Origin of the sequence: Salipiger abyssi (assembly GCF_001975705.1) — a bacterium.
Lineage (GTDB): Bacteria > Pseudomonadota > Alphaproteobacteria > Rhodobacterales > Rhodobacteraceae > Salipiger > Salipiger abyssi.
The window spans coordinates 1-26,462 of sequence record NZ_CP015094.1 but is presented as its reverse complement, the minus strand read 5'-3'; the positions used below and the strand labels follow the sequence as shown (position 1 = coordinate 26,462).

Annotated in this window: 22 protein-coding genes; 8 read left to right on the top strand and 14 right to left on the bottom strand. The window is 64.1% G+C overall.

Annotation, left to right across the window (positions count from 1 at the left end; genetic code table 11):
- Positions 1-22: 22 nt before the first annotated feature.
- The 7 genes from Ga0080574_RS24340 to gmd form a co-directional block, all read right to left on the bottom strand.
- Positions 23-1,444 carry a mannose-1-phosphate guanylyltransferase/mannose-6-phosphate isomerase gene (locus tag Ga0080574_RS24340; protein WP_076706145.1) on the bottom strand — a complete coding sequence of 474 codons (1,422 nt, stop codon included), beginning with the start codon at positions 1,442-1,444 and terminating at the stop codon, positions 23-25.
- A gap of 207 nt (positions 1,445-1,651) precedes the next feature.
- Positions 1,652-2,437 (bottom strand): glycosyltransferase, encoded by a 786-nt coding sequence (locus tag Ga0080574_RS24335; RefSeq protein ID WP_076706144.1) that lies wholly within the window; start codon positions 2,435-2,437, stop codon positions 1,652-1,654.
- 72 nt (positions 2,438-2,509) lie between these two features.
- Positions 2,510-3,277 carry a glycosyltransferase gene (locus Ga0080574_RS24330; RefSeq protein ID WP_076706143.1) on the bottom strand — a complete coding sequence of 256 codons (768 nt, stop codon included), beginning with the start codon at positions 3,275-3,277 and terminating at the stop codon, positions 2,510-2,512.
- A gap of 111 nt (positions 3,278-3,388) precedes the next feature.
- Complete coding sequence (locus Ga0080574_RS24325) at positions 3,389-4,744, bottom strand: discoidin domain-containing protein (RefSeq protein WP_076706142.1); 1,356 nt, start codon at positions 4,742-4,744, stop codon at positions 3,389-3,391.
- On the bottom strand, positions 4,741-5,706 hold the full coding sequence (fcl, locus tag Ga0080574_RS24320; protein WP_076706141.1) for a GDP-L-fucose synthase: 966 nt from the start codon (positions 5,704-5,706) through the stop codon (positions 4,741-4,743). Before fcl ends, Ga0080574_RS24325 begins: the two co-directional genes overlap by 4 nt.
- A gap of 49 nt (positions 5,707-5,755) precedes the next feature.
- Positions 5,756-6,568, bottom strand: a complete 813-nt coding sequence (locus Ga0080574_RS24315) for a sulfotransferase family protein (RefSeq protein WP_076706140.1) — start codon at positions 6,566-6,568, stop codon at positions 5,756-5,758.
- A 12-nt stretch (positions 6,569-6,580) separates the two neighbouring features.
- The gene (gene gmd / locus Ga0080574_RS24310; RefSeq protein WP_076706139.1) at positions 6,581-7,702 is read right to left on the bottom strand and encodes a GDP-mannose 4,6-dehydratase; all 1,122 of its coding nucleotides are present in this window, start codon (positions 7,700-7,702) and stop codon (positions 6,581-6,583) included.
- Between the two features lie 484 nt (positions 7,703-8,186).
- On the opposite strand from gmd, the gene Ga0080574_RS24305 reads away from it, so the two are divergent.
- The 5 genes from Ga0080574_RS24305 (at position 8,187) to Ga0080574_RS24285 (ending at position 15,848) form a co-directional block, all read left to right on the top strand.
- The gene (locus tag Ga0080574_RS24305) at positions 8,187-10,196 is read left to right on the top strand and encodes an exostosin domain-containing protein (RefSeq protein ID WP_076706138.1); all 2,010 of its coding nucleotides are present in this window, start codon (positions 8,187-8,189) and stop codon (positions 10,194-10,196) included.
- A gap of 4 nt (positions 10,197-10,200) precedes the next feature.
- Positions 10,201-11,247: a glycosyltransferase family 10 domain-containing protein gene (locus tag Ga0080574_RS24300; protein ID WP_076706137.1), complete on the top strand. Its 1,047-nt coding sequence runs from the start codon at positions 10,201-10,203 to the stop codon at positions 11,245-11,247.
- A gap of 170 nt (positions 11,248-11,417) precedes the next feature.
- The gene (locus Ga0080574_RS24295) at positions 11,418-13,040 is read left to right on the top strand and encodes a coiled-coil domain-containing protein (RefSeq protein WP_076706136.1); all 1,623 of its coding nucleotides are present in this window, start codon (positions 11,418-11,420) and stop codon (positions 13,038-13,040) included.
- 4 nt (positions 13,041-13,044) lie between these two features.
- Positions 13,045-14,904, top strand: a complete 1,860-nt coding sequence (locus Ga0080574_RS24290) for a coiled-coil domain-containing protein (protein ID WP_076706135.1) — start codon at positions 13,045-13,047, stop codon at positions 14,902-14,904.
- Positions 14,901-15,848 (top strand): sulfotransferase family protein, encoded by a 948-nt coding sequence (locus Ga0080574_RS24285; RefSeq protein ID WP_076706134.1) that lies wholly within the window; start codon positions 14,901-14,903, stop codon positions 15,846-15,848. The genes Ga0080574_RS24290 and Ga0080574_RS24285 overlap by 4 nt, the downstream gene beginning before the upstream one ends.
- Positions 15,849-15,850: 2 nt before the next feature.
- On the opposite strand, the gene rfbA is transcribed toward Ga0080574_RS24285, so the two are convergent.
- From rfbA to Ga0080574_RS24260, 5 genes are all read right to left on the bottom strand, one after another.
- On the bottom strand, positions 15,851-16,726 hold the full coding sequence (gene rfbA / locus Ga0080574_RS24280) for a glucose-1-phosphate thymidylyltransferase RfbA (RefSeq protein ID WP_076706133.1): 876 nt from the start codon (positions 16,724-16,726) through the stop codon (positions 15,851-15,853).
- Between the two features lie 23 nt (positions 16,727-16,749).
- Positions 16,750-17,622, bottom strand: a complete 873-nt coding sequence (gene rfbD / locus Ga0080574_RS24275) for a dTDP-4-dehydrorhamnose reductase (RefSeq protein ID WP_076706132.1) — start codon at positions 17,620-17,622, stop codon at positions 16,750-16,752.
- A 17-nt stretch (positions 17,623-17,639) separates the two neighbouring features.
- On the bottom strand, positions 17,640-18,692 hold the full coding sequence (rfbB, locus tag Ga0080574_RS24270) for a dTDP-glucose 4,6-dehydratase (RefSeq protein ID WP_076706131.1): 1,053 nt from the start codon (positions 18,690-18,692) through the stop codon (positions 17,640-17,642).
- Positions 18,689-19,258: a dTDP-4-dehydrorhamnose 3,5-epimerase gene (rfbC, locus tag Ga0080574_RS24265; protein ID WP_076706130.1), complete on the bottom strand. Its 570-nt coding sequence runs from the start codon at positions 19,256-19,258 to the stop codon at positions 18,689-18,691. The genes rfbB and rfbC overlap by 4 nt, the downstream gene beginning before the upstream one ends.
- An 86-nt stretch (positions 19,259-19,344) precedes the next feature.
- Positions 19,345-20,343, bottom strand: a complete 999-nt coding sequence (locus Ga0080574_RS24260) for a replication initiator protein A (protein WP_076706129.1) — start codon at positions 20,341-20,343, stop codon at positions 19,345-19,347.
- 475 nt (positions 20,344-20,818) lie between these two features.
- On the opposite strand from Ga0080574_RS24260, the gene Ga0080574_RS24255 reads away from it, so the two are divergent.
- Together Ga0080574_RS24255 and Ga0080574_RS24250 are read left to right on the top strand one after the other, a co-directional pair.
- The gene (locus Ga0080574_RS24255) at positions 20,819-22,216 is read left to right on the top strand and encodes an AAA family ATPase (RefSeq protein WP_076706128.1); all 1,398 of its coding nucleotides are present in this window, start codon (positions 20,819-20,821) and stop codon (positions 22,214-22,216) included.
- 47 nt (positions 22,217-22,263) lie between these two features.
- Entirely contained in the window at positions 22,264-23,250 is a 987-nt protein-coding gene (locus Ga0080574_RS24250) for a ParB/RepB/Spo0J family partition protein (RefSeq protein ID WP_076706127.1), read from the top strand.
- Positions 23,251-23,284: 34 nt separating this feature from the next.
- Here the strand turns inward: Ga0080574_RS24250 and Ga0080574_RS24245 are convergent, their stop codons facing one another.
- Both Ga0080574_RS24245 and Ga0080574_RS24240 read right to left on the bottom strand, forming a co-directional pair.
- Complete coding sequence (locus tag Ga0080574_RS24245) at positions 23,285-23,962, bottom strand: ABC transporter ATP-binding protein (protein ID WP_076706126.1); 678 nt, start codon at positions 23,960-23,962, stop codon at positions 23,285-23,287.
- 14 nt (positions 23,963-23,976) lie between these two features.
- Positions 23,977-25,197 carry a KpsE/RkpR family capsule polysaccharide export protein gene (locus Ga0080574_RS24240; RefSeq protein ID WP_237219430.1) on the bottom strand — a complete coding sequence of 407 codons (1,221 nt, stop codon included), beginning with the start codon at positions 25,195-25,197 and terminating at the stop codon, positions 23,977-23,979.
- Positions 25,198-25,341: 144 nt separating this feature from the next.
- Between Ga0080574_RS24240 and Ga0080574_RS24235 the strand changes: the two genes are divergently transcribed.
- The gene (locus Ga0080574_RS24235; RefSeq protein WP_237219429.1) at positions 25,342-26,136 is read left to right on the top strand and encodes an ABC transporter permease; all 795 of its coding nucleotides are present in this window, start codon (positions 25,342-25,344) and stop codon (positions 26,134-26,136) included.
- Positions 26,137-26,462: the final 326 nt, after the last annotated feature.

Here is a 26,462-nt window from a genome sequence, read left to right as displayed (position 1 = left end):
TCGGGGGCCGGCCCGCGCATGTTCAACTGCGGGCGTAGACATCCTCGTAGCGGATGATGTCGTCCTCGCCGAGATAGGAGCCGGTCTGGACCTCGATCAGCACCATCGGCACCTTGCCGGGGTTCTCCATCCGGTGCACCGCGCCCAACGGGATATAGACGGACTGGTTCTCGGTGACCAGCCGCACGTCCTCGTCCACGGTGACCTGCGCCGTGCCCTCCACCACGATCCAGTGTTCGGACCGGTGGTGATGCGATTGCAGCGACAGCGCCGCGCCGGGATGCACCACGATGCGCTTGACCTGAAAGCGCCCGCCGACGATCAGGCTTTCATACCAGCCCCAGGGCCGGTAATCGCGCGGCAGCTGCACCGCCTGGCTGACCCCCTTGGCCTTCAGTGCCGAGACCGCTTCCTTGACCCGCTGGGCCTCGGCCTTCGGCGCCACGAGCACGGCGTCGGACATGGCGACGACCATCATGTCCTCGAGCCCGATGCCGACCACCTCCTGGCCCTCGGTCTCGGACCGCAGCAGCGTGCCGGAACAGTCGATGGCGGTGGCATGCTGCGAGCAGGCATTGCCGGTCTCGTCCTGCGGGCTTTCCATCCAGACCGCGTCCCAGCCGCCCAGGTCGGACCAGGCGTGGCCATAGGGCATGACCGCGAGGTTGTCGGCCTTTTCCATGATGGCATAGTCGATGGAGATGTCCTCGGCCCCGGCCCAGGCCTCCGGCGCGAGACGGGTGAAGCCGAGATCGGCCGTGGCGCCGGCCAGCGCCGCCTCCACCGCGGTCAGCAGCGCCGGGGCATGGGCGCCATAGGCCGAGATCAGGGTCTTGGCGGTGAACAGGAAAATGCCCGCGTTCCACAGGAAGTTGCCCGCCGCCAGCATCTCGGCGGCGCGCTCCGCGTCCGGTTTCTCGACAAAGCGGGCGAGGCTCTGCGGGGCCTCCGCCGCCGTATCGGCCCCCGCGGCCAGTTCGAGATAGCCATAGCCGGTCTCGGGCCGGGTCGGGGTGATGCCGAAGGTCACCAGATCGCCCGCCAGCGCGCGCGGCGCCGCCGCCTGCACCGCCGCGCGGAAGCGCTCGGCCTCGGGGATGACGTGATCGGAGGGCGCCACCAGCATCAGCGCCTCGGGATCCTGCTCCGCCAGCCACAGCGCCGCGGCAAGGATCGCGGGGGCGGTGTTGCGGCCCTCGGGCTCGATCAGGATGCCCTGCGGCCCCATCTCGACCGCGGCGAGCTGTTCGGTCACGATGAAACGGAACGGATCCCCGGTCAGCACCACCGGTGCCGAAAAGCCCGGACCGGACAGCCGCCGCGCGGACGCCTGAAACAGGCTTTCGTCGCTCATCAGCTTGGCGAATTGCTTGGGGTAGGACTTCCGGCTGAGCGGCCAGAGCCGGGTGCCGGAGCCGCCGCAGAGGAGGATGGGGGTGATCATCAGGCTGGTCCCTCGGTTATCGGATTTTTAAAAACCATGACATGGAACGGGAAGAAGCAACACTGCTTATCTTATCGATAAAATATCCGCATGACAGGCGGGATTGCGCAACATTGGCCGGTATGCGGGGCATCATGGCGATGACGGTGTAAGGGGCGCGGAACATCGCCCGCCCATCGGGCGATGCGACCGATCCGCCGCGCGGTTTCAGAAGCTTTCAGGAAACGCGAGATTGTAGACCCCGAAATTTTCAGGCCAGTTGTCCTTGGCGGAAACCCGCTGCATCGCAATAAGCTTTTTATTGTTCCTGATGCTGTCCTCAAAGGACTGGCGGTCCGCCATGCCATTCATGAACTGATTGGCGAGGTTGCCGCCATGAATGCATTGCATCCACCTGGCGCTTTCGATCGGAAAATACGCATATTGCAAGACGTCCTCGTGATTGATGTCATAAATATTCTTTCCGTCCCACTCTTCTCGGAACAGGCTCAGATAAGGCGAGCAGCTATAGTAAATCTCCTGGATGACATCGCCGTCTGTCCGGTAACCATGGGTAGCGACAATATAATCGAACGGCTGGCCGGCCTCGACCAGCCTGGTGACTTCGGCATTAACCTTTTCGATATAGTCGTCGGAAATAATATCATCGGAATCCGCGCGCGAAATCACGATATTCTTCAGGCCGGTGCTCCGTATGTATTCGACACCAGCTTCATACGGGGCGCCTTTCTTGGCAAAAACCGGCTGAACAAGATCGCTGTCGAAAGCGAAATGCTTTTCGTATGTCTCCGCATCACCCTCATCCAAAAGCAACACGAGCTTACGAGGGCGAACTGTCTGCCGGAGCGCGGATGTATAAATCGTATCACGGAGAATGCGATACCGGTGGATAAGCCACTTTTCCCGGTTTTCTTCGTCTCCATAGGCTTTCTTTTGCCATCCCGCCGATATTTTTAGGGAAAACCTCACAACAATAAAATTATTTATTTCCATTTCGTCACCTCTTCCCTTGGCGGGAAATATTATTGAATGCGGAGCTCTTCATCACACCGGCCCTGTCCGAAATCACGCGGGAACCTTGTGGAACCCGTCGGGCCAGAATTCCGCGACGGGGCAGCGTTTCATACTGGTCCGTTTCGGAGCTTGCCTGATCGCAGCTTCGAAGGCCTCCCGGTCAGCATCGACAGCACTGAAACTGTTGGCGATGTTCGTGCCGTGGATGTATTGCATCCAGCGTGCGTCGCTGACCGCAATATGCGAATGCTTGACCACATTTTCATGACCGATGCCGTAGACATTCGCGCCGTTCCACTCTTTCTCGAAGATGGTCAGGAACGGCGAGCAGCTATAGTAGGTCTCCTGGATATTGACGCCATCGCTTATGAACCCCCTCGTGGCGACGACATATTCGAAGCTTTCGCCCTTCTCCGTCGCCGTGCGGATGGCCGCGTTCACCTTCTCGAAGTAGTCCGTCGCCACAAGATCGTCGGAATCGCAGCGGGACACGGCGATATTCGTGAGGCCGCTTGCGGAAATACGATCGGCAACCTGCTCGTAATGGTTCCAGTTCTTCGAGAAGATCGGTTCGATCATCTCGTCGAGATCGTTCAGGCAGGCATGATAGAATTCCTCATCCCGTACATCGAGAAGCAGGAAAACCCTCTTCGGGCGAACGCTCTGCTCAAGAAGCGAGCGGTAGAGGGTCTCTTTGAAGATCCGCCCCCTCATTTCGAGCCAGCCATACCGGTTTTCTTCATCGCCATAGGCTTTTCTCAGCCACTCCTCCTTGAGGCGCAGAGAGAACCTTATGACGAGAAAATTGTTTATCTGCATGGTGGCCCTTTCAGAATCGTCTTGAATTTTGGCTGCCCCGGCGGATGACGCGCGCCGCGCGGGTCTCAGCCCTTCCTGCGGCGCGGTTGTCCGGTCCCCGGCATGGAGGTTTTATTTTCCGTCATGCCAGCTTACCAAGAGTTTTTCCGCAGGAAACTCCAACATTTTCCGAAGCTGCTCAGGTTTTCCGTTCCACTGACCGGCATCGATATATTCACCCGGCGGTGTGGAAAGAACTTTCAGCGCGCCGATATTGGACAGGCCGCCGTATTTCGCCATGCCGAACACGTGCACGCTCGCGAAATTTTCGGCCAGCAGACAGATGCCGTAGCCGAAGGTTCCGAACCCGAAGACCACATGCGTCGCTCCGAGAAGATAGCCGACATCCTCGGCCAGCGTTCCGCTCTGCATGCGCAATGGCAGCCCCTGCGCCGCCACATGTGCTTCGAGCGCGCCGATGCAGGGGTTGAGCCTGTCCTCGGAAACGATGCAGACGCGATCGATCAGCCCGCGCGCCCGCAGGTCGTCGAGAATGGTCGTATAATAGCTCAGAGGCGGCTGCACATAGCCCGGATGCGGGTTGGGAGAGAAGATATCCCCGGACCGGATGTGAAATACCAGTTCTGAGCTTCGCGACCGCCGCTCTTCGTCCGGAGTGTCCAGCAGCCCGAGATACGGGACGATGTATTTCTGGGCGATCTCGTATTGCCGGACGTTGGTCAGGCCTGCCTTGAGCTCCTGCCCGAAGACCTCCAGGCGGAAGAAATCCCCCTCCAGATAGAGACCGTCGGCTGCGGGCGAGCTGTCCGATATCAGCCGGATGCCGTCCTTCTCCACATCCGTCAGCGCGCCGCCCAGGCCGATCTCCGGAGCGACGATGTCGCGAACCCCGAGGTGCCGCGCCAGATATATGGCATTCACGATCTGGATCAGGTTGTTTCCAAACCGCCCGTAGCGGCGGATTTTCAGCCCGGCGATGCTGTCGTCGCGGGGCGAGCCCGCGGTCGTGAGACCATAGGGCGGCTTGCCGGGCGCCGCGCCCGCCGTTTCCGGCAGCAGCCGGGCCTCCTTCTCTCGGGCGAAATCGCTCAGGATCACATCGCGCCGGGTGGCCAAAAGCGCCACCGAATCCAGCGCCAGCCCATCCTGACCGGCCCCGCTCAGCCGCACATGCCGGGCGATGAGGGGGCCTGTTGCTGCCAGCCCAGACGGCGCGGTCCCGCAGGTGACCGTGTGCCAGTTCTGTGCGTCAAGAGACACGTCCAGCTGCGGCATCCGGTCGGGCGCCGGCCCCGCCATGGCGATCGCGATGGACTGCAGCGTCAGCGGCTGCAACAAGTCGATCTGCCACAGCGCGTGCTCCGCCCCTTCGCCGGCCGCCGCCGTGTGGATCCGGCCCCGTGCCGCCACGTCTATGAGGTCATCCATATCGAGCATGTCGCGTTCTGGCGAGCCGGCGACGGTCAAAGCCGCAGCCCTTCGGCCTCTTTGAACCATTCATAGGTTTCCCGAACGCCCTCCTCGAGCGGGATGCGGGCGCTCCAGCCCATATCCGCCAGCCGGGTGACATCCATCAGCTTGCGCATGGTGCCGTCGGGCTTGCTCGGATCGTTGGCGATGCGCCCCGTATAGCCCGTGACCTTCGCCACCATCCGCGCCAGATCCATGATCGAGATATCGGTGCCGGTGCCGACATTGATATGGCTCAGCATCGGCTCGGTATTGGCCTCGTAGGTCGCCTTGTCGAGATCGAGCACGAAGAGCGAGGCCTCGGCCATGTCATCGACATGCAGGAATTCGCGCATCGGCTTGCCCGAGCCCCAGATCACCACCTCTTCGGTGCCGTTCTGCGCCGCCTCGTGGAAACGGCGGATCAGCGCGGGCAGCACATGGCTGTTCTCGGGGTGGAAGTTGTCGCCCGGCCCGTAGAGGTTGGTCGGCATGACCGAGCGATAATCGACCCCGTATTGCCGGTTGTAGCTCTCGCAGAGCTTGATGCCGGCGATCTTGGCGATGGCATAGGGCTCGTTGGTGGGTTCCAGCGTGCCGGTGAGCAGCGCATCTTCCTTCATCGGCTGCGGCACCGCCTTGGGATAGATGCAGGAGGAGCCGAGCTGCAGGAGCCGCGTGACCCCGGCGGCGAAGGCCTGATGGATCACGTTGCACTCGATCATCAGGTTTTCGTAGATGAATTCCGCCGGATAGGTGTTGTTGGCATGGATGCCGCCCACCTTGGCGGCGGCGAGGATCACCACATCGGGCGTTTCGGCCTCCATGAAGCCGCGCACCGCGTCCTGGCTGGTCAGATCGAGCTCCGCATGGGTGCGGGTGATCAGGGTCAGGTCCTCACCGGCCTCCTTACGGGCCTGAAGACGGCGCAGGATCGCGCCGCCGACCATGCCCCGATGTCCTGCGATATATATTTTCATTGCAATGGCCCGTTTCATGAATGCGGCCCGGCGGGCCGCGATATTGCGTTCAATGCGACTGGAAATCCCGCTGCAACGGATACTCGTCGACGGCAGCTGTGTATCCCAGTCTCGAACAGACTGTGTGATAAAGCTCGGAATCGGCCGCCTCGGCGGCGAGGTCGGGGGCGATGCTGCGCCGCGTCCTGAGATGGATGTCTGCGCTCCTGCGACCGGAATCCCCCGACAGCTTGATGTTCTGGAAGTCCTCCAGGAAATTCTCGTTGAACGGCAGGGCCAGCCTCTCGCAGATCTGACCGAGGGTTTCCGCCGGTTTCAGGCAGAAATCCTCGTATCGCCAGAGGCCGACCTCGCGGCGCTCGCAGTAATCGAGAAAGGCCATCAGCTTCGTGCAATAGATCTCGAAGGAATTCTGTATCCCCCCGGCCCATTTGTTCTTGAGCATCGCCGCAAAGGCATCGACGGGATGCCGCACCGTGGCAACGCTCAGGGTGTCGTAGCCCAGCACCTTCAGCGCCTCCAGCAACTCGGATTCATGCACTCCGCCGGGGCGGAAGAAGCTGCTATGGGTATGATCCCGGAGGCAGATCGGCCGCTTCGCCTGATCGGAGATCCTGGCCAGCAGACGCATCTGGTCGCCGAAGAACTCCATCCGGTACTGCTTGGTCATGTTCCGGTACTGCGCCTGAAGCTGGCTGAGCAGGTCCAGCGGCGCGAACTTGATATCGTTATACGGCGCCAGCGGGTTGACCTCGGACAGGAAAAAGCTGTCGCCGCAGACCGCGATACATTTGGAGACCACCGTTCCGCCCGAGCAGGCGAAATGATGGATCGTGCGTACCGGAGAGTGATGGACTTCCATGCGGCGCCCTTCCTAGTGCTCGACCGAGATCGGCAGCTCGAAACCGCTCTCTTTCAGCAGCGCGTGGCGTTTGGCGGTCTTGAGATCCTCCGCCACCATCTCGGCGCACATTTCCTGGGCGGTGATCTCGGGCACCCAGCCGAGCTTTTCCTTGGCCTTGGCCGGATCGCCCAGCAGCGTTTCCACCTCGGCGGGGCGGAAATAGCGCGGATCGATGCGCATGATCACATCGCCCGGCTTCACCGCCGGCGCGATCGCGTTGTCCACCGATTTCACCGTGGCGATCTCGTCCACACCCTCGCCGGAGAATTCCAGCTCGATGCCCAGCTCCTTCGCGGTCCAGTCGATGAACTCGCGCACGGAATACTGCACGCCGGTGCCGATGACGAAATCCACCGCCTCGTCCTGTTGCAGCATCATCCACTGCATGCGGACGTAATCCTTGGCGTGGCCCCAGTCGCGCAGGGAGTCGATATTGCCCATGAACAGGCAGGGTTCGAGACCCATGGCGATATTGCTGAGACCGCGGGTGATCTTGCGGGTCACGAAGGTCTCGCCACGGCGCGGGGACTCGTGGTTGAAGAGGATGCCGTTGCAGGCATAGATGCCATAGCTCTCACGGTAGTTCACCGTGATCCAGTAGGCGTACATCTTGGCCACCGCGTAGGGCGAGCGCGGGTAGAAGGGGGTGGTTTCCTTCTGCGGGATCTCCTGAACGAGCCCGAAGAGTTCGGAGGTCGAGGCCTGGTAGAACCGGGTCTTTTTCTCGAGGCCGAGGAAGCGGATCGACTCCAGCAGGCGCAGCGTGCCGATGCCGTCCACGTCGGCGGTGTATTCCGGCGCCTCGAAGCTGACCGCCACATGGCTCTGGGCCCCGAGGTTGTAGACCTCGTCGGGCTCCACCTCGCGCATGATGCGCGTCAGGTTGGAGGTGTCGGTCAGATCGCCGTAATGCAGCTTGAAATTCTGGTTGGTGACATGCGGATCCTGATAGATGTGGTCCACCCGGCCGGTGTTGAACAGCGAGGCCCGGCGCTTGATGCCGTGCACCTCATAGCCTTTTTCCAGCAGGAACTCTGCGAGATAGGAACCGTCCTGCCCGGTCACCCCGGTGATCAATGCTTTTTTGGTCATCTTATGCCCATCAATTCCTGTCGCCGGCCAGCGCGCGCGGCGCGTGCACGTCATCGCGACGCTTGTTTTTAGATATTCGGCGGCAATGAAACGAAACTTCGCCACATACGCGCAGCGATGACTACAAAAGCAAAACGCACAAGACAAGCAAGGCTGTCGTTTCGCAGGCGGGTTGTTGCGGGGCGGGCGCCCCGGCGGGGGCCGGCAAGCGCCCCGAAACCCGGCATCCCGGGGGCCGCAGAGCGCCCTTCTGCCGGCCCGCTAGCCGCGTCGCAGAAACCCGTTGCGGCGTCATTGATTCGATGTATAACGACCGGGTGTTTCCTTTCGGTTCCTCTTCTGGCCCTCAGGCGGGTGCCTTAGTTCGGTCTTGTTTTCCTTTATTTTGCAATTGGTTGAGGTTTTCCCCCTCGACCGTTTATACCCCGGCTCTGGAACCGTCAGCAAGTTTATCGCGCAGCATTCGGACAGGCCCAAAACCGTCATGAAAAAAGCCATTCATCTTTATACGCCCTACTATCTTTCCGACGATCACGAGCGCCAGAAAGAGCTCGATCTCTGCCTGAAGAAGAACGTCGAAACCAAGGAAGTGGACCGCATCTTCCTGATGGTCGATGACGGCCACGAACCGCCGATCAAATCCGACAAGATCACCGTCCTGCCGATCCCGGCGCGCCCGACCTATCGCGACTGGCTGGACCTGACCGAGCGCCACAGCACCGGCGCGCTCTCGGTACTGGCCAATTCCGACATCTATCTCGACAAGACCGTGACCGAGCTGCACAAGGTCTTCGACGCCTCCGGCCATGCCCTCGCCGCGATCAGCCGCTACGAGATCGAAGGCGACAAGATCACCATGCACAAGAACCCGCAATGGTCGCAGGACGTGTGGGTGGTGGACGGCACCGTGCCCGTGCCCGACCAGATCAAGCAGAAGATGACGATCCCGCTGGGCGTGCCGCGCTGCGACAACAAGATCGGCTATGTGTTTTCGGTGCATGGCTACGACATCTTCAACCCCTGCAAGTTCGTGCGCACCTATCACCTGCACGAGACCCAGCTGCGCGCCTATGACAACCATGTCGACAAGCGTATCCTCGGCGGCATCGCCTGGGTGTACCCCTCCGAGACGATCACCGAACCGTCCAAGATGGTGTTCGACGTCTGGACGCTGAAGCCCGAGCCGGTGGAGCGGATCAAGGTCAACGACACGATCATCGTCAAGGAGAAGCAGGGTCTCGGCCAGCCCAAGCGCAAGAAAAGCGATCTGATCGTCGCCTACGACCACAACTGGCAGTTCCCCGCGATCACCGAGCAGCATGCCTTCAACATGCTCAGCGAACGGCTGGACGCCCGCCACGCCGATGGCCGGGTGCTGTATTTCGCCTTTCCCTGGGCGACGCTGATCGACAACCTGCTGCACAACAAGAAGAACCCGGAGAAGACCGCCTTCCTCAAGCAGAAGCTGCTCTCCTTCAAGCCGCGGCTCGCAGCGGCCGAGACCGTCGTGACCACCTGCCAGCACATCCACATGCTGCGTTTTCAGAGCCTCTTCGACGAGATGGGGATCACCGACATCTTCTGGTCCCACGCGGTCAAGACCCAGCCGGCCCTGCCCGAACACAAGGGCATCGCGCTGCATCCTTTCCCGCTCTACCCGGTGCAGGCCAAGGACATCTGGAACGAGCCGCCGCTGCGCAAGAAGCACCTCTATTCCTTCGTCGGCGCCAAGGCGAACCAGTATTACCTGACCCAGTCGCGCAACATCATCATCGACGAGCTGACCAAGACCAATACCGGCCTGATCGTCGGCAACGACACCTGGCATTACAACAAGGTGGTCTACGATTATCAGGTGCGCGGGCTGGCCGACAAACCCGACGCGCTGGTCGACAACAAAGCCTCGGACAATTTCAAGCAGATCCTGCGCGAAAGCGTCTTCTCGCTCTGCCCCTCCGGCACCGGGCCGAACTCGATCCGGCTTTGGGAATCCATCGGTCTGGGCTCGATTCCGGTGATCCTCGCCGACAATCTCGCGCTGCCGGGCAATCCCGCGCTCTGGGAGCAGGCGGCGGTGTTCTGCAAGGAGGACAAGGCCAGCATTCTCAAGCTGCCCGGGGTCCTCAAGAAGATCCATGCCGATCCCCAGATGCTGCAGCGCAAGCGCCATGCCATGGCGCAGATCTGGAAACTCTACGGAATCGAGAATTTCGTTCACGACATCCAGAAGCTGATCCTCGAAAGATCCCAGGACGCGGCGCAGCGCCCCGCGCGCGCCGCAGCCGCCGCGGCTCCCGCGCCGGCCTCCGGACCGCTGAGCCTCAACAGCATCACCACGGATATCCTGCTGACGCCGGAAAAGGCCAAGGCCCGGCTCAAAAAGGAAAAGCCGCTGATCCAGGACCTGCTGGGAAAGGCCAGCGCGGCGCAGAAGGATATCTTTGCGCGCGCGCTGGAGACACGCAATCTGAAGACCGATTGGGACCAGGCCTAACACCATGCGCATTCACATTATGGGCCGGCATGCGCATCGCACGCCGTTCGCCTACGAGCCCTACAAACGCCTGTTCCGGCAGCGCTTCGACTATGTCGACACGCCCGAAAAGGCGGATGTCATCCTGTTCGGCTATGTGCTGAACATCGACGAGAACGCCGAGGAGCTGGCCAGGCTGGTCAAGGCCAACCCCGCCCTGCGGCTGGTGGTGGTCTCCGAGGAGCCGCTCTGGGACACGACCAACAGCGGCGATTTCCGCAAGCGGCACAATATCCGCAAGACCGGCGACCACGCCTTTGCGTTCTCCGCCATCAACCACCACACCTCGAAGGTCTACGAGTTCCGCTCGCTGCCCTATTTCCTGACCACCGAAGACGAATACTACCTGCGCTACGCCTATGAGTTCGGCCGCAATGCCGCCATGGCACCCGGGGCCTTCGCCGAGATCTGGAAACAGGCCGGCATCCGCTATGCGTTCTTTGCCGAGAACCGCGATCTGGTGAAGAAATACAGCATCGCCCACCCCGATATCGAGACCTACGGCCTCTCGGTCTACCGCACCGACGTCGCCAAGGCGATGCCCGACAAGGGCACCATGCGGGTCGGTCAGGGCTGGGGCGCCAAGGTCACCCGCCAGGAGCTGCCCGACTGGCATCTGGACAAGCTGCTGACGCTTCAGGGCAAGAGCTATATCGTCTCGGCCATCGAGAACACCAGCCAGCGCAACTACATCTCGGAAAAGATCTTCGACGCCTATGCCTGTCGCGGCCTGCCGCTGATCTGGGCCCCGGCCTCGCATCGCATCCACGAATTCGCGCCGGCGGGCTCCTGCCTCAACCTCTTCGAGCTCTCCCCCGCCGATGCGGCCAAGAAGATCACCGGATTCAAGCCGACCGCCGCCACGTTCGAGGCCTATGCCGAGGCGCAGGCCGGGCTGTACGAGCGCTTCCGCAAATTCGACGATTTCCTCGACGAACGCATCGGATTTTACGAGCGGTTGTCCGACGAGCTGACGGCGATCGTCGAGGAGAAACCCGCCCCCCTGCCCTGACGTGACTCGGCGCATGCAGCACTGGCGCAAGGGTTTTTAACCCGGTAGGAAGGTCTTCAGGCGACCGTTCCGCCCAGAAAGACCTTGTTTAAGAGAGACGACGCTTCATGTGCCCACCGTCCGATCAGGCGCCGTCCCGGCCCGGCACCAAGCCCCTCCGGATCGCGTACATGGCCGGCATAGACCGAGAGCGCTGCCAGGCCCGGTTCCGGCAGAGCGCCGACCGGGCGCTCGATGTCTTCGCCTTTTCGCCGGAGCGCTGCGCCGAGGCGCTGGCGGCAGGCGAGCCGCTGGTCATCCTGCACCGCAACGCGCGGCATTTCCTGCAATCCGCCCTGAGGGACGGGCGCTCCGCGAGCGACGGTCTGGCGGAATGGCAGGAGGCCTGCTCCCAGATCCTCGCAACCTGGCGCCAGGCGCGCCGCAACGTGCTGCTGCTCGAGGAGGCGGCGCTGCTGCGGAGCGAGGCCGGGGCGCTGACCCGGCTCACCGCGCTGCTCGGAGCCGAGGCGCTGACCGAACCGGCGGAGATGCCGGAGGCCGCCTCCGACATCTTCGCCCTGCTGGCGGACCAGGCCCTCGCCGCCGCGCCGGAGGCCGCCGCGCTGGACATGGATCTGGAGGCCAGCAGCCTGCCCGCGCCACAGCGCGTGCCCTCGCTTGCGGAGGTCGACGCCGCGGTCCGGGCCTGGCAGGCGCTGAACGAGACGACCGCCATGCTTCAGGCCGGCAAGGCCGATGCGGAGGGCCGGGCGGATGCGATCGCCGCCGAACGCGACCTGCTGCTCGGCCATGTCGCAGAGCTGCATGACGAGGTGCTCGGCCAGTCCGGCACCGCCGACACCCTGCGCCGCCAGCTGCTGGAGGCCAACGGGTCGGTGGAGACCTGGAAAAAGACCCTCGCCAAGGCAGAGACGCGCTTTGCCGAAGCCCTCGCCCAACAGGAGCGCAGCCAGGCGCAGCTGAGCGCCGAGCGCGACCTGCTGCTCGGTCATATCGCCGAACTGCATGCCGAGGTGCTCGGCCAGTCCGGCACCGCCGACACCCTGCGCCGCCAGTTGCTGGAGGCCAACGGGTCGGTGGAGACCTGGAAAAAGACCCTCGCCAAGGCAGAGACACGCTTTGCCGAAACCCTCGCCCAACAGGAGCGCAGCCAGGCGCAACTGAGCGCCGAGCGCGACCTGCTGCTCGGTCATATCGCCGAGCTGCAACGCGAAACCGAGGCAAAGGAGCAGCAGCTGCGCGACCGGGCGGAGGACATCGCCGGGCTGACGGCGGAGCGCGCCGCCCTGCGCGAGAGCGGCGACCGGCAGCGTCGCGACATGGCCGACGACATGACCCGGAAACTGCACGCCGCGCGGCAGACCGTTGCCCGGCAGGAGACCGAGCTCACCGAGCTGTCTGCCGAACTGGCGAAACTGCGGCAGGACGGCGCCCAACAGCGTCAGGTACAGTCCGACGAGATGGTGCGCAGGATCCAGAACGCACAGAGCGAAGCCGAGACCGCCCGGCAGACCGTCGCGGAGCTGGAATCGGCGCTGGCATCGCTCACCGCGCAAAACGCCCATCATGCCGCGCAGGCCGCCGCGCTTGCAAAAGAGCTGGACAGCGCCCGCGACCATTGGGACGGGATCCTGAAACAGGCCGAGCAGCGCGAACTGGCGCTGCGCCAGAGCCTCGAGGATCTCTCGAAGGAATATGGCAAGCTGCTCGCCTCGCGGTCCTGGAAGATCACGGAACCGCTGCGTGCCGCCAACACTCTGCTGGGCCGCACCAAACACAAGGAACACTGATCCCGTGGCCGTTTCTCCGGACGACGCTCCTTTCGGGAGCATCCTGCATCTGGGCTCCGGCCCGCTCCTGGACCTGGCCGATTGCAAGGCCCGGACGGACACGCAGATCGCCATCGTCGAGGCCGATCCGGCGCGGGTGCGGGATCTCGAGCGGCAGACCGGCGATGCGGCGCATATCCGGATCCTGCACGCCGCCCTGGCCGCGGAGGACGGAGAGGCCGATCTCCGGGTCTTCAATATCCCCGCCCTGTCCAGCACCGCCGACCCGACCGGCCTGCAAGAGCTGTATCCCGGCTTCCGCATCCTGCGCCGCCCCTCGGTGCCGGCGATGACGGCGCAGAGCCTGATAGACAGCCTGGCCCCCCTGCCCGAGCCGCGCCGGCTGGTTCTCGATGCCCCGGGCGCCGATGCCGGGTTTCTCGCCGCGTTGCAGGCGCTGGATCTTCTGGCGGGCTTCTCCCGGATCGACATCCGCACCAGCCAGGAGGCGCTGTTTGCCGATGGTCAGACCATGGCCGCGCTGAGCGAGCAGCTGACCGGCCAGGGGTTCACCGTTCTGGAAACGGATCTGTCCGATCCGGACTGGCCGGTCCGGCGCTTCGGGATCGACCGTCAGGCGCGTGCCGCCGCCGCCCTGGAACAGCAGCTCGCGGAGCAGCGGGAGCATGTGGCGGCGCTCGAGGCCGCCGCCGCGAAACGCGACAAAGATGTCGACACGCTGGAAACCGCCCTCAAGGATCTGACCGCAACCGCGGACTGGCGCGCCAAGCGCATCAAGGAACTCGAAGAAGACGCCGCCCGGGCGGCCAAGGAGGCCAAAACCCGCATCGATACGCTGGAAACATCCCTCAGGGATCTGACCGCCACCGCGGACGCGCGCGCCAAACGCATCAAAGAGCTGGAAGCTGGCGCCACCGAGACCGCCCAGACACTTGCGGATCGCGAACAGGCCCTCAAGGATCTGACCGCCACCGCGGACTGGCGTTCCAATCGCATCAAGGAGCTCGAGGACGACGCTGCCCGGACGGCCAAGGAGGCCGAGGGCCGCGAGGCCGCACTCGCGGCGCGGATCGACGAGCTGACCGGGGATGCGGAAGCCCGCGCCACCCGGATCGCCGAGCTCGAGGCGGCCGCCGTCACCGCCGCCGCGGAGACCGAAACCCGCGAGACCGCGCTCACGGCACAGATCGACGAGCTGACCCAGACGGCCGAGACCCGCACCAAGAGGATCGCCGAGCTCGAGGCCGCCGCCAGCGACCGGCAGAAACGTCTCGACACGCTCGAAGCCGAGCACCGGACGCTCACCGAGACCGCGGAAACCCGCGCCAAGCGCATCAAGGAGCTGGAACAGAAGGCCACCGAGACCGCCAAGACGCTTGCGGACCGCGAGCAGTCCCTCAAGGACCTGACCGCCACCGCGGACTGGCGCGCCAAGCGCATCAAGGAGATCGAAGACGAGGCCAGCCGCGCCGCCAAGGACGCCGAGACCCGCGAACAGACGCTCGGCGACAAGATCGCAGCACTGGAAAAGCAGGCACAGCAGCGCGAAGCACAGTACCGTCAGGGCAAGACCGATCTGAGCCTGGCGCTGCGGATGCAGACGATCTGCGGCAACGATCTGCGCGACTTGCAGCAAAGTCATGCCGCCTTGCAGGAACAAAAGGCCCAGCAGGACCGGCTGATCGCCCTGCTCGCCGCACGGCTCGAAGACGCCTCGCAGCATCTCAAGGCGCTGTCGCTCACGGAGCCGCCCGCGCAAGAGACCGGCACCGCGCCGCAGATCCCGGAGGAGCGCAAAACCGCGCCGAAACGCAAGAGCGCCGCCAAGCGCAAACCCGCGACACGGGCGAAAAAGGCGAAATGACCGCGAGCGACAGTCAATATGACAGGCTCCGCCAGGAGCTAGACGAGGCGGCGCAGCTGATCCGCAGCCATGCGGGCCCGCAGGAGCGCGGCACCGGCACCGCCCCTGCCCTGCCGTTGCAGAGCCTGCTCGACCAGCTGCACCAGCTCCAGGCACAGACCGAGGCGCAGAATGCCGCCCCGATCCGGTTGCTCAAGCATTTCGCCTGCACCGGCGGCACGATCATCTCGAAATGCCTGGCGGCGATGCCCAATGCGGTGCTGCTCAGCGAGATCGATCCGCTGAGCGTGAACCATATGACGACCCCGTCGAAATTCGCCCCCACCGATCTCATCAAGCAGATGCGCTACGGGCGCCAGGGGATTTCCGACGCGTTGGCCGTCGAGATCTTTCTCGGCGGGCTGGCGCCGCTGCACGCGGCGCTGAAGCGCGCGGGCCAGCGCCTGATCCTGCGCGAGCATTCCCATTCGCATTATTGCACCGCCGCCGACTGGCGCGCGCGGCCCGCCGTGCAGGAGATGCTGTCACGGGACTATGCCGTGCTGCCGCTGATCAGCGTGCGCCATCCGATGAGCTCGTTCCTGTCGCTGAAAGCCGCCGGCTGGATCCAGTTCGCGCCGGCGACCCTGGAGGAATATGCCCGGCGCTACCTCGCTTTCCTCGACGACAACGCCACCTGCCCGATCGTCTATTACGAGGATTTCGTCGATACGCCGGAAACCGTGCTGGAAAATATCTGCCGCAGCCTCGAGCTGCGCTACGACGCGCAGAGTTCGGCGCTGGTCATGGCGATCCACATGTCCGGCGACAGCGGCCGCTCCAGCGACGAGATCGCCGCCCGCCCGGCACGGGACATCCCCGATGAGATTGCCGAGCAGAGCGCCACCAGCCCGGCCTATGCCGAGCTGTGCAAGCGCCTGCGTTACCCGCCGCTGCCCGGCTGAGCCTAGCCCTTCAGCAGCCCCAGAAGATACTCGCCATAGGCGTTCTTGCGGAACTTCGCGGCCCGCTCCTCCAGCGCGGCGGCGCTGATCCAGCCCTGATCGAAGGCGATCTCGTCGGGGCTGCCGGTCTGGAGACCCTGGCGATGCTCCAGCGTGCGTACGAAATTGCCCGCATCGAGCAGCGAGCCATGGGTGCCGGTGTCGAGCCAGGCATAGCCGCGGCCCATCTGCTGCACGGTCAGTGCGCCCTCGGCCAGATACATTTCCAGCAGCGTGGTGATCTCCAGCTCGCCGCGCGCCGAGGGCGTGACCTCCCGCGCCCGGTGCGGCGCCGTGCCGTCGAGGAAATACAGCCCCGTCACCGCATAGGAGGACGGCGGCACCTCGGGCTTTTCGATGATCTCGGTCACCTGCCCATCGGCATCGAAGGCCACCACACCGTAGCGTTCCGGATCGGCGACCCGGTAGCCGAAGACGGTGCCGCCCGCGCCCTGCACATCGGCATCGCGCAGCAGCGCCGACAGGCCGTGGCCGAAGAAGATATTGTCGCCGAGCACCATGGCGCTCGGGGCGCCGGCCAGGAACTCTTCCGCCAGGAGATAGGCCTGGGCCAGGCCATCGGGGCTGGGCTGCACGATATAGGTCAGCGACAGCCCCCATTGCGAGCCGTCGCCCAGCGTGCGCTGGAACTGTTCCTGATCCTGCGGCGTGGTGATCACCGCAATCTCGCGGATCCCGGCCAGCATCAGCACGCTCAGCGGATAATAGATCATCGGCTTGTCGTAGACCGGCAGCAGCTGCTTCGAGACGCCGATGGTGATCGGGTAAAGCCGGGTGCCCGAGCCGCCCGCCAGAATGATGCCCTTGCGTTGGGTCATGGGTCTGTCCTTCTTTGTTGCGGTCAGGAAGTCTTCAGTGCGCCCAGCTCGTCGAGGATCGACCGCAGCCCGGACCGCCAGTCCGGACGGGCGATGCCGAAAACGGACTCGGTCAGGCTGTTGTCCATGCGCGAGTTCAGCGGTCGCGCCGCCGGGGTGGGATAGGCGCTGGTGGGAATGTCCTCCACCGCGCAATCCAGCCCGGCCAGGGCGAAGATCTCGCGCGCGAACCCGGCCCAGCTCACATCCGGCGCACCGGAGAAATGATAGCTGCCGCTCTTGTCCGGATCGGCCGCGAGCTGCCCGGCGATCTCCAGGCAGGCGGCGGCGATATCGGCGGCGCAGGTCGGCCCGCCCACCTGATCGGCCACGATGGTGAGCCGGTCGCGCTCGGCGCCGAGCCGCAGCATGGTCTTCACGAAATTATGGCCATGGGCAGAGACCACCCAGGAGGTGCGCAGGATCGCATGTGCCCCGCCGGCGGCGCGGATCGCCTCTTCGCCGGCACGTTTCGTCCGGCCATAGGCGCCGAGCGGACCGGTGGGGTGATCCGGCGCGAAGGGGGTCTCTCCGGTCCCGTCGAAAACGTAATCGGTGGAGATATGCACCAGCGGGATGCCCTTGGCCGCCGCCGCGCGGGCGATGGCGCCGGGGGTGTCGCCATTGACCAGCCGCGCGCGCGGCTCGTCCTCCTCGGCCTTGTCCACCGCGGTATAGGCCACCGCATTGATCACCGCCCGCGCATCGCTGGCGGCGACGAGGGCCGCGCAGGCCTCAGGGTCGGTGAAATCCGCCGTGTCGCGGCCGTGCACTTCGAGCGTCTGCCCGGCCGCATCTGCGGCCCGGCGCAGCTCGCGGCCGACCTGTCCGGTCTCTCCGAAGACGAGAAACGTCATCGCATACTCCCTGCCTGTCAGGCCTTGGTGCCGATCCGCGTCCCGACGCCGTCACGGCTTTGCAGCGGGCGCCACCAGGCTTCGTTGTCCAGATACCAGCGCACGGTGCGCTCCAGCCCCTCCTCGATGGTGACGCTGGGCCGCCAGCCCAGTTCCGTGCGGATCCGGGTCGGGTCGATCGCGTAGCGCGCATCATGACCCGGGCGGTCGGTGACGAAGGTGATCTGCGCCGTGTAGGACGCGCCGTCGGCGCGCGGGCGCAGCCGGTCGAGAATGGCGCAAAGCGTCTCGACCAGCTCGAGATTGCTGCGTTCGTTCTCGCCGCCGATATTGTAGGAGCGGCCCACCGCGCCGCGGCCGAGCACGGTCAGCAGCGCATCGGCGTGATCCTCGACATACAGCCAGTCGCGCACGTTGGAGCCGTCGCCGTAGATCGGCAGCGACTTGCCCGCCAGCGCGTTGAGGATGATCACCGGGATCAGCTTTTCGGGGAAATGGTAGGGGCCGTAATTGTTCGAGCAATTGGTCAGCACCACCGGCAGCCCGTAGGTCTCGTGCCAGGCGCGCACCAGATGGTCCGAGCTGGCCTTGGAGGCGGAATAGGGAGACCGCGGATCGTAGGGGGTGTCTTCGGTGAACTGCACCTCCGGATCGGCGGGCAGCGAGCCGAAGACCTCGTCCGTGGAGATATGATGGAAGCGGAAGCTCTCCGGACGGCCCTTGCGCTCCCAGAGCGCGCGGGCCGATTGCAGCAGGTTGTAGGTGCCCATCACATTGGTCTCGATGAACACGCCCGGCCCGTCGATCGAGCGGTCGACATGGGATTCCGCGGCCAGATGCATCACGGCATCGGGCGCATGGCGGGCCAGGCAGGCCTCGACCGCCGCCGCATCGCGGATATCGGCCTGTTCGAAACTGTAGAGCGGGCTGTCGGCGACCGAGGCCACATTGTCCAGACAGGCGGCATAGGTCAGCGCGTCGAGATTGACCACCTCATGTCCCTGCGCCACCGCCTGGCGCACCACAGCCGATCCGATGAACCCGGCCCCGCCGGTGACCAGAAGCTTCATGCCGCGCGCCCCTCATAGAGGAACGGGCTTTCGAACCCGTCCAGCGCCGGGGCCCGCTCGTCCTTTTCCGACAGTACCGGAGTGATGCCGTCCAGCGGCCAGTCGATGCCGCAGCTGTCCCAGCGCACCGCGCCGTCGCAGTCGGGCGCGTAATAATCGGTACATTTGTAGATGATCTCGGTATCGGGCTCGAGCGTCATGAACCCGTGCAGGAACCCCGCCGGCACCCAGAGCTGGCGGCCGTTCTCGAAGCTCAGCTCGGCGCCGGTCCACTGCCCGTAGGTCGGCGAGCCGCGGCGGATATCGACGGCGACGTCGTAAAGCCGGCCCTTGCCGCAGCGCACCAGCTTGCCCTGCGCATGCGGCGGCGACTGGAAATGCAGCCCGCGCACCGTGCCGACCGTGGCCGAGAAGGAATGGTTGTCCTGGACGAATTCCGGCATGTCCAGCCCGGCATCGGCCAACCGCTTCTTGTTCCAGCTTTCAGAAAAAAACCCCCGGTGATCACCAAAGCGCGCGGGGGTCAGGAGGAGCACCCCCTCGAGGGCGGTCTGTTCGATCTGCAAAGCCTGTCTCGCTATGTTTGATTTGGCATAAATTCGCCTTCGGCTTAGCAATCCGGCCCCTTAATGTCACCCCTGCATTTTCCCCCTCAGGCGGAACCGCGCTTGGCCAGCCAGCCCAGAAATGCCTTGTCCGGCGACTGCAGACGGAGCGCGCCGCGGGCGCGCCAATGTGCCAGCCATTCGGCTTGCAGGGCATAGACATCCGCCCCCGGATTGCGCTCCCGCGCCGTGTCCAGCGCCGCGGGGCTGAGCTGCGGCGCCTCCCCCGGCAGAATCACCGTGTCGCGGCGGGAAAAGCGGATCAGATCCCCCGGCGCCTCGGAAAGCGCGTAATCGGGCAGGAGATCGGCGGCAATCATGTCGCGCAGCATCTTGCGGAAGACCCGGCGCGGCGAGGCGCTGCCGGATTTCTTCAGCAGCGTCTCGACCGAGACGGTCCATTCCGCCTGCCGGCCGCAATGTTTGCGCGCCAGCTCGTAGATCCGCCGCTCCAGCGGTTTGCGCAGGCGGAAATAATCGCGGCTGAGAGTGAGCACCGATTTCGCCTGAACCGCGCGGAACAGCCATTCCGACAGCGTGACCATGACGCTGATCATCCGCCCGCCGCGGCTGCGCCGCACGATCTGCCAGCTCTCGATCAGACCGAAGCCCGAGGTCACCTCTTGGCCGCCGGTCTCGTAATTGGTGGTGATGCGGGTGCCCGCCAGCCGTTCCAGCGCGTCGCGCAGCCGCTTGTAGCCATCCCCCGAGGTCTCGCGGTTGGTGGCCACCAGAAGGTCATGCGCCTTGAGATGCACCTGGCGGGAAATCTCGCGCCCCGCATTGAGCGCCGCCATCAGCTGGCTGATGCAGTAGATCAGCACATCCTTGTCATGGATGGTCGCCAGACCGCGCAGCGAGGGGATGACCTGAATCGCCACGCCATTATGCAGATAGGACAGGATACGGCGGTCGGGCCGGGTCGACAGCGAGAACATCGGATGTTCCATCGAGCCCATGTCGTCCTTCGGCGCCGCGTCGAAGATATCGCAGACGAAAAAATCCGCCGTGGGATGGTGATCGGGCAAAAGCCCCCCTGCCGCCATGTCAGCCCAATTCCGTTTGCCTGCTGCCTGCCTGTCATCGCCGCGCCCCGGGTTGGCTCCCGTATTCTGCAACGAATCCGCTTCGTGGTTTCAGTGACGCCCAACATAGATTTATCCACAGGCTGCGTCCAGCAGCGCGCCCGGTCAGCGCGTGGTTTCGGAATCGCTCTGGCGTGGTTTCAGAGTCGCTGCAACGTGGTTTCAGAGTCGGCTTCTCCGCATCCGGCCCTCGAATGACCTTGAAATACAGGGGGTTTCCGCCGCAGGCTCATCCCGTAACGTAAAAATAACAGAACATAACAACAAAAAAATTCCAGGATCGCAGCATCAGGACACAAAGCCCCGCTCGGCACGCTGCATTTAACACATTGATTTAAAAACGTAATTTCTGATATCAGAAAAGAATGTGCGCAAAATTCTTTTATGTCACGCGTTTCACGGTATAATGCTGAAAAAGCGGTACATGAGGCAGAGAATGGCGCAGGATCCAATCGACCTTCCCCCCTATTTCAACATCCGCCCAGACACCGCGCTCGACGAGTTGACCGCGCCGGTGGGTGCAGGGGATTTCGCGCAGATCGCGGGGCGCTGTCATCAGGGCTGTGCCGATCTTGCCAGCCGTGGGCTCGACGAAGGCGGAGAAAAGACGCTGCGTCGTTTTTCCACCTGGGAGATCACCCGCTATCTTATCCCCGTGGCCCAGGCGCATTTCCGGCGCGTGCTACGCCAGAACCCGCATCTGCCCCAGGGGATGTCGGAAACCGAGGGCGGGGCAAAATGGTTCACTCTCGACGAGGTGCTGACCCTGCGCGCGCATTTCGCCGCCGAAGGATCCAAGGCCAAGGAATACCGTCCCTACCGGCCCGAGACCCTGCCCGCCAAGATGGTCGCCGTGGCGAATTTCAAAGGCGGGGTCGGCAAGACCTCGACCTGCGCGCATCTTGCGATGAGCGCCGCGCTCGACGGCTACAAGGTTCTGGTGATCGACCTCGACAGCCAGGGCTCGATGACCTCGATCATGGGCGGCAGGATCGAGGATGAGTGGCAGACCGTATTCCCGCTGCTCGCACGTCATTACGCCGCCACGCTTCAGGCGGAGAACCGCGTCCGCATCGAGCGCGGCGAAGACCCCAAACCGCTGGACGAGACCTTGTCGGAAGCGCGGGACATCTCCGCCAACGACCTGATCCGCGGCACGCACTGGCCCAATATCGATCTGATCGGCGCACAGCTCAATCTTTACTGGGCAGAGTTTCAGATCCCGGTCTGGCGGATGCAGAGCCGTCGCTGGAAACTCTGGGACGCGCTGGCGGACACGCTGAGCGCCGACGGGGTGCTCGAGCGCTACGACCTGATCTTCATCGACACCCCCCCGGCCCTGGGCTATCTGACGATCAACGGGCTGGCGGCAGCCGATATCCTTCTGGTGCCGGTCGGTGCCTCCTATCTGGAATTCGATTCCACCGGCCGGTTCTTCGACATGCTGCACTCCACCTTTGCCAGCATCGAGGAGGGCGAGAACATGGCCGCCCGCGCCCTGGGCCATCCCGAACTGAGCTTCGAATGGGATGCGGTCCGGGCGGTGATCACCCGTTTCGATGCTGCCCAGCAGGCCGAGCTGGCGGGGCTGATGCAGGCCTATCTCGGTGAAACCCTGTCTCCGCACCGGCAGGATTTCACCGCGCTGATCGGGCAGGCCGGGGAACAGGCGGTGGGAATCTACGAGGCCGATTACCGCGACTTCAACCGCGAGACCTATGTCCGGGGCCGGGCGACCTTCGACCAGACCTATGCCGCCTTCAAGCGGCTGCTGGTGGGGATCTGGCGGCGCGAGGAACGCGCGGCCGAAGACCGTGTCGCCCAGGCAGGTTAACCGGCCCCCTGCCCCGGTGGGCAGGGCCGTTCAGGAAAGGACAGGATATGGCCAAACGCAAACGTCTCAGCCCGCCGCGCCTGGACATGTTTTCCGCCGCGCCGGCGGAGCAGGCGCAGGTGACCGGTGCGCGGGTACCGATCGCGCAGATGGCCGGGGATGCGGCGGTGGCCGCGGCCTTTGGCGAGGTGCAGGCCGAGTTGCAGGCCGCGCAGCGCGAGGGCCGCATGGTGCTCTCGCTGCCGCTGGGCGCCATCGTCGAAGACCACCTGATCCGTGATCGGCTGGCCTGTGACGCGGAGGCGCAGCAGGCCTTGCAGGACAGCCTGCGCCAGCGCGGGCAGCAGACCCCTGTCGAGGTGACCGATCTGGGCGACGGACGCTATGGGCTGATCTCGGGCTGGCGGCGCCTGCGGGCGCTGCGGACCCTGCTGGACGAGACCGGCGAGACGGAGCGGTTCGGCTCTGTTCTGGCCCTGGTGCGCCTGCCACGGGACCGGCCTGCCGCCTATGTGGCGATGGTCGAGGAAAACGAGATCCGTGCCGATTTGTCGTTTTACGAACGCGCGCGCATCGTGGCCCAGGCGGTGCATGCGGGTGTGTATGACAGCGAAAAGGCGGCGTTGCAGGGTCTGTTCGCCTCGGCCTCCTTTTCGAAGCGCTCGAAAATCAAGAGCTTCCTTCCGCTGGTGGCGGCGCTGGACGGGGCGCTGCGCTATCCCGGACAGATCCCGGAGCGGCTGGGGCTGGCGCTGTCCAGAGCGCTGACGGAAGATCCGGGGGTCGCAAGCGAGCTGACCGCGCAGCTTGCGGCGGCGCCGGAACGCGATGCCGCCGGGGAACGCGCCCTGCTCGAGGCGGCGCTGCGCCCTGCCCCGGCAAAGACGGCCGCGCCGGAGGCGGTCCCGGCGGTGGCGCTGTCGCTGCCCGGCGGGGTGCGGCTGAAGGGCGGCGCGGGACGGATCGCGCTCGATGGCGAAGGGGTTACCGAGGCACTGATCGCCGATCTCGCCGAGTGGTTGCGCCAGCGCTGACCGACCCGGACCTTTCGCATGCGAAAGGTTTGGCTCAGCGCATCCAGGGCGGCAGGATGCCCTTCATCGTGTGCTGGTAATGCTCGATGGCCTTCTGGACGCGCGCGTAATAAAAGAACCGCCCGTTTTGCAGCACGATTCCCGATTGGCACAGCCGCTCCATCTGGGGCAGCGAATGCGAGACGAAAATCGCGCCGCTTGTTTCCAGCCGTTCCAGCAAGATGGCCTCGCTCTTGGCCTTGAAGGCACCGTCGCCCACTGCGGTGACCTCGTCGATCAGATAGGTGTCGAACTTGACGGCCATGGACATGGCGAAGGCCAGGCGCGAGCGCATCCCCGAGGAATAGGTTCGCACCGGCAGGTAAAAATGTGCGCCGAGCTGGGAAAAATCGCGGGCGAACTCGGTCATCTCGTCGGTGTCGATGCCATAGAGACGGGCGACGAATTTCACGTTCTGCGCCCCGGTCATGTCTCCGTGGAAACTGCCGGCGAAACCGACCGGCCAGGAAACCGATCCGTGCCGGATGATCTCGCCGCTGTCGGGCTGGATCGTGCCCGCGATCAGTTTCAGCATGGTCGATTTGCCGGCCCCGTTCGGCCCCATCAGACCGACGCATTCGCCGCGGGGAAAGGTGAAGGTGAGATCCCGGGCGATGGGTTTGGCGACGCCGTTCAACCGGTAGATCTTGGTCAGGTTGCGCAGTTCGATCATGGCGGTCCCTGGACTCAGCGCCGGTCCCTGAGGCTGTAATAGATCAGCACGCCGACCGCCCAGCTCAGCAGCAGTATCGTCGTGGCGATGAGCAACAGCTCGCCACGCTCGGGGTATTGCGAGGAGGCGGGCAGGGACGGCTGCATGTAGGTGGCCAGATAGCGGCTCTGGCGCTGCGCCTCGGCCTGTGCCGCGTCCAGCGCCGCCTGGGTCGCGAGATAGCGCTCCTCGGCATATTCCAGATCGACGGTGAGGCGTTCGAACTCGCCCACGATGGTGGAATAGTCCCGCGCACCTTCGATTGCCGGGGCGGAAGTGTCTCCGCCCATGGTGCCGCCGAGGCCGAACTTGCGGCGCTCCTCCTCGATGAGCTTGTTGATCACCGGGATCCGGTTGCGCAGCTGCACCACCCGGGGGTCGTTCTCGCGGGCGGTTTCCAGCTGGACGTTCAGCTCGATGATCACCTCGGCCAGTTTCGCCTCCAGCGAGTTGAGCAGGCCGAGCTGGCCCTGGAGATCGGCGCTCGGGTCGATGATGCGGTTGACCGAGCGGAACCGGGTCAGGGCCTCGCGGGCGGTTTTCAGCTGCGTGACCGCCTGGTCGAGATCCTCGCGCGCATAGCGCGTGGCGTCAGCCCGGGCGATGGTGGACAGCTCGTTGATCATCACGGTGGATTCCGAGACGATCGCCTCGGCGATGGCCAGCGCGTCCCCGGGGGTGAAGGCCTTGATCGTGACTTCGAGCAGGCCGGTGCCGCTCGAGGCGTAGCTGACATGCACCATGCGCTGCCAATACGCGACGAGATCCTCGAACGACCCCTCCGGATCGTAGGAGAAATACGGGTCGTATTCCGGGCGCGAAAAGATGCTGGTGAGATCCAGCCGCTCATCCACTTTTTCGACCAGGGTGCGGCTCTGGATGAATTCGTAGAGGATATCGCTGTCGGATGAGCTGCTTCCGCCCGACAGGCTGCTCAGCCCGCCCAGCAGCGAATTGGCCAGCGTGGTTTCCTCCGAGCGCACGGCAAAGCCGAAGCTGGTGGCATATTGATCCTCGGCGATGGCAAACAGATAGAAGATCGCCAGGGTCAGCGGCAACACGACAACCAGCACGAAACTGGCGAGCACGCCGTAATGGCGTTTCTGTGGCCGCGCCTTTCTGGCGTTTTTCGGAATCTGTCCCGCCAGGGTCGCGGGTTTGTTGGCAGGTTGTGCTGCGGGTGCTGCGGTGGACACGGGGGCCTGTGTAATGGGTCCGCCCTCCAACTCTTGAATTTTCTGCCGCCAGATGTCGGGCTTTCTCTCTCGCAATGCAAGGGAAAATCCCTTAAGCCGGCGGCAGGGCCCTTGAGGCCGGATTGTCACCACGGGGCGAGCGGTGTGTCGGACGCAGCGATAGCCAAACCAAGATTCCTGTTTTTCCGCTCGGTCATGGCGCTGATGCTGCGCGAGATGAGCACATCCTACGGGCGTTCGCCGGGGGGCTACATCTGGGCCTTCGCCGAACCGGTCGGGGGGATTCTCGTGCTCACCCTGGTCTTCGGCATGATTGCGCGCAGCCCGGCGCTGGGGTCGAACTTTCCGCTCTTTTTCGCCAGCGGGATGGTTCCCTTCCTGCTGTACCAGAGCACCACGGCCAATGTCGGCGGTGCGATCCGTTACTCCCGGCCGCTGCTGGCCTATCCCGGGGTGACCTTTGTCGATGCGATCCTGGCACGACTGATCCTGAACGGGCTGACCCAGATCCTGGTCGGAATCATCCTGTTCGGCATGATCATCCTGCTGTACGGGCTGAAGCTGGAGATTCATTTCCTCGACTGCGTCCGCGCCGTCGGCATGCTCCTGGCTCTGGGGCTGGGGGTCGGGCTGGTGAACTGCTATCTGATGAGCATGTTTCCGATCTGGCAGTTCATCTGGTCGGTCCTGAACCGGCCGCTCTTCATCATTTCGGGGGTGTTCTTCCTGATCGACCGGCTGCCGGAGACGATCCGGTCAGGGCTGCTGTGGAACCCGATGGCGCATCCGATCATGATGCTGCGCCGGGGAATCTATGACACCTATGACGCGGTTTATGTGTCCGAGCTTTATGTCTATACGGTCGCGCTGCTGCTGGGCGCGCTCGGCATGCTGCTGCTGTACCGCTTTCACCGGGTCATCCTGGACGAGGGTATTTGAAGCATAAGGGGCGCGGGCGCGCGGCGTAAAAGCATTGTTTCCGGTTGGGCGCATTGCTATGGCTCAGCCGATCATCCAGGCAGGACCTTTTTGGAATGAATGAAGATTTGAACAGCCCCTGGGCGCGGCTTTCCCGGTTTGCCCGGGTTTTGTTTCTGTCCCGCCAGGAACGGAAGTTCCTGAAAGCGGCGCGTGCCTCGGGGATGTTCGACCCGGTCTTCTACAAAGGCGCCTATCCGGCGATCCACCGCTGGTTTCACAAGATGCCGCTGCGCCACTATATCGTCTTCGGCGAGAAGCGTGGCTACCGGCCGAACGCCGATTTC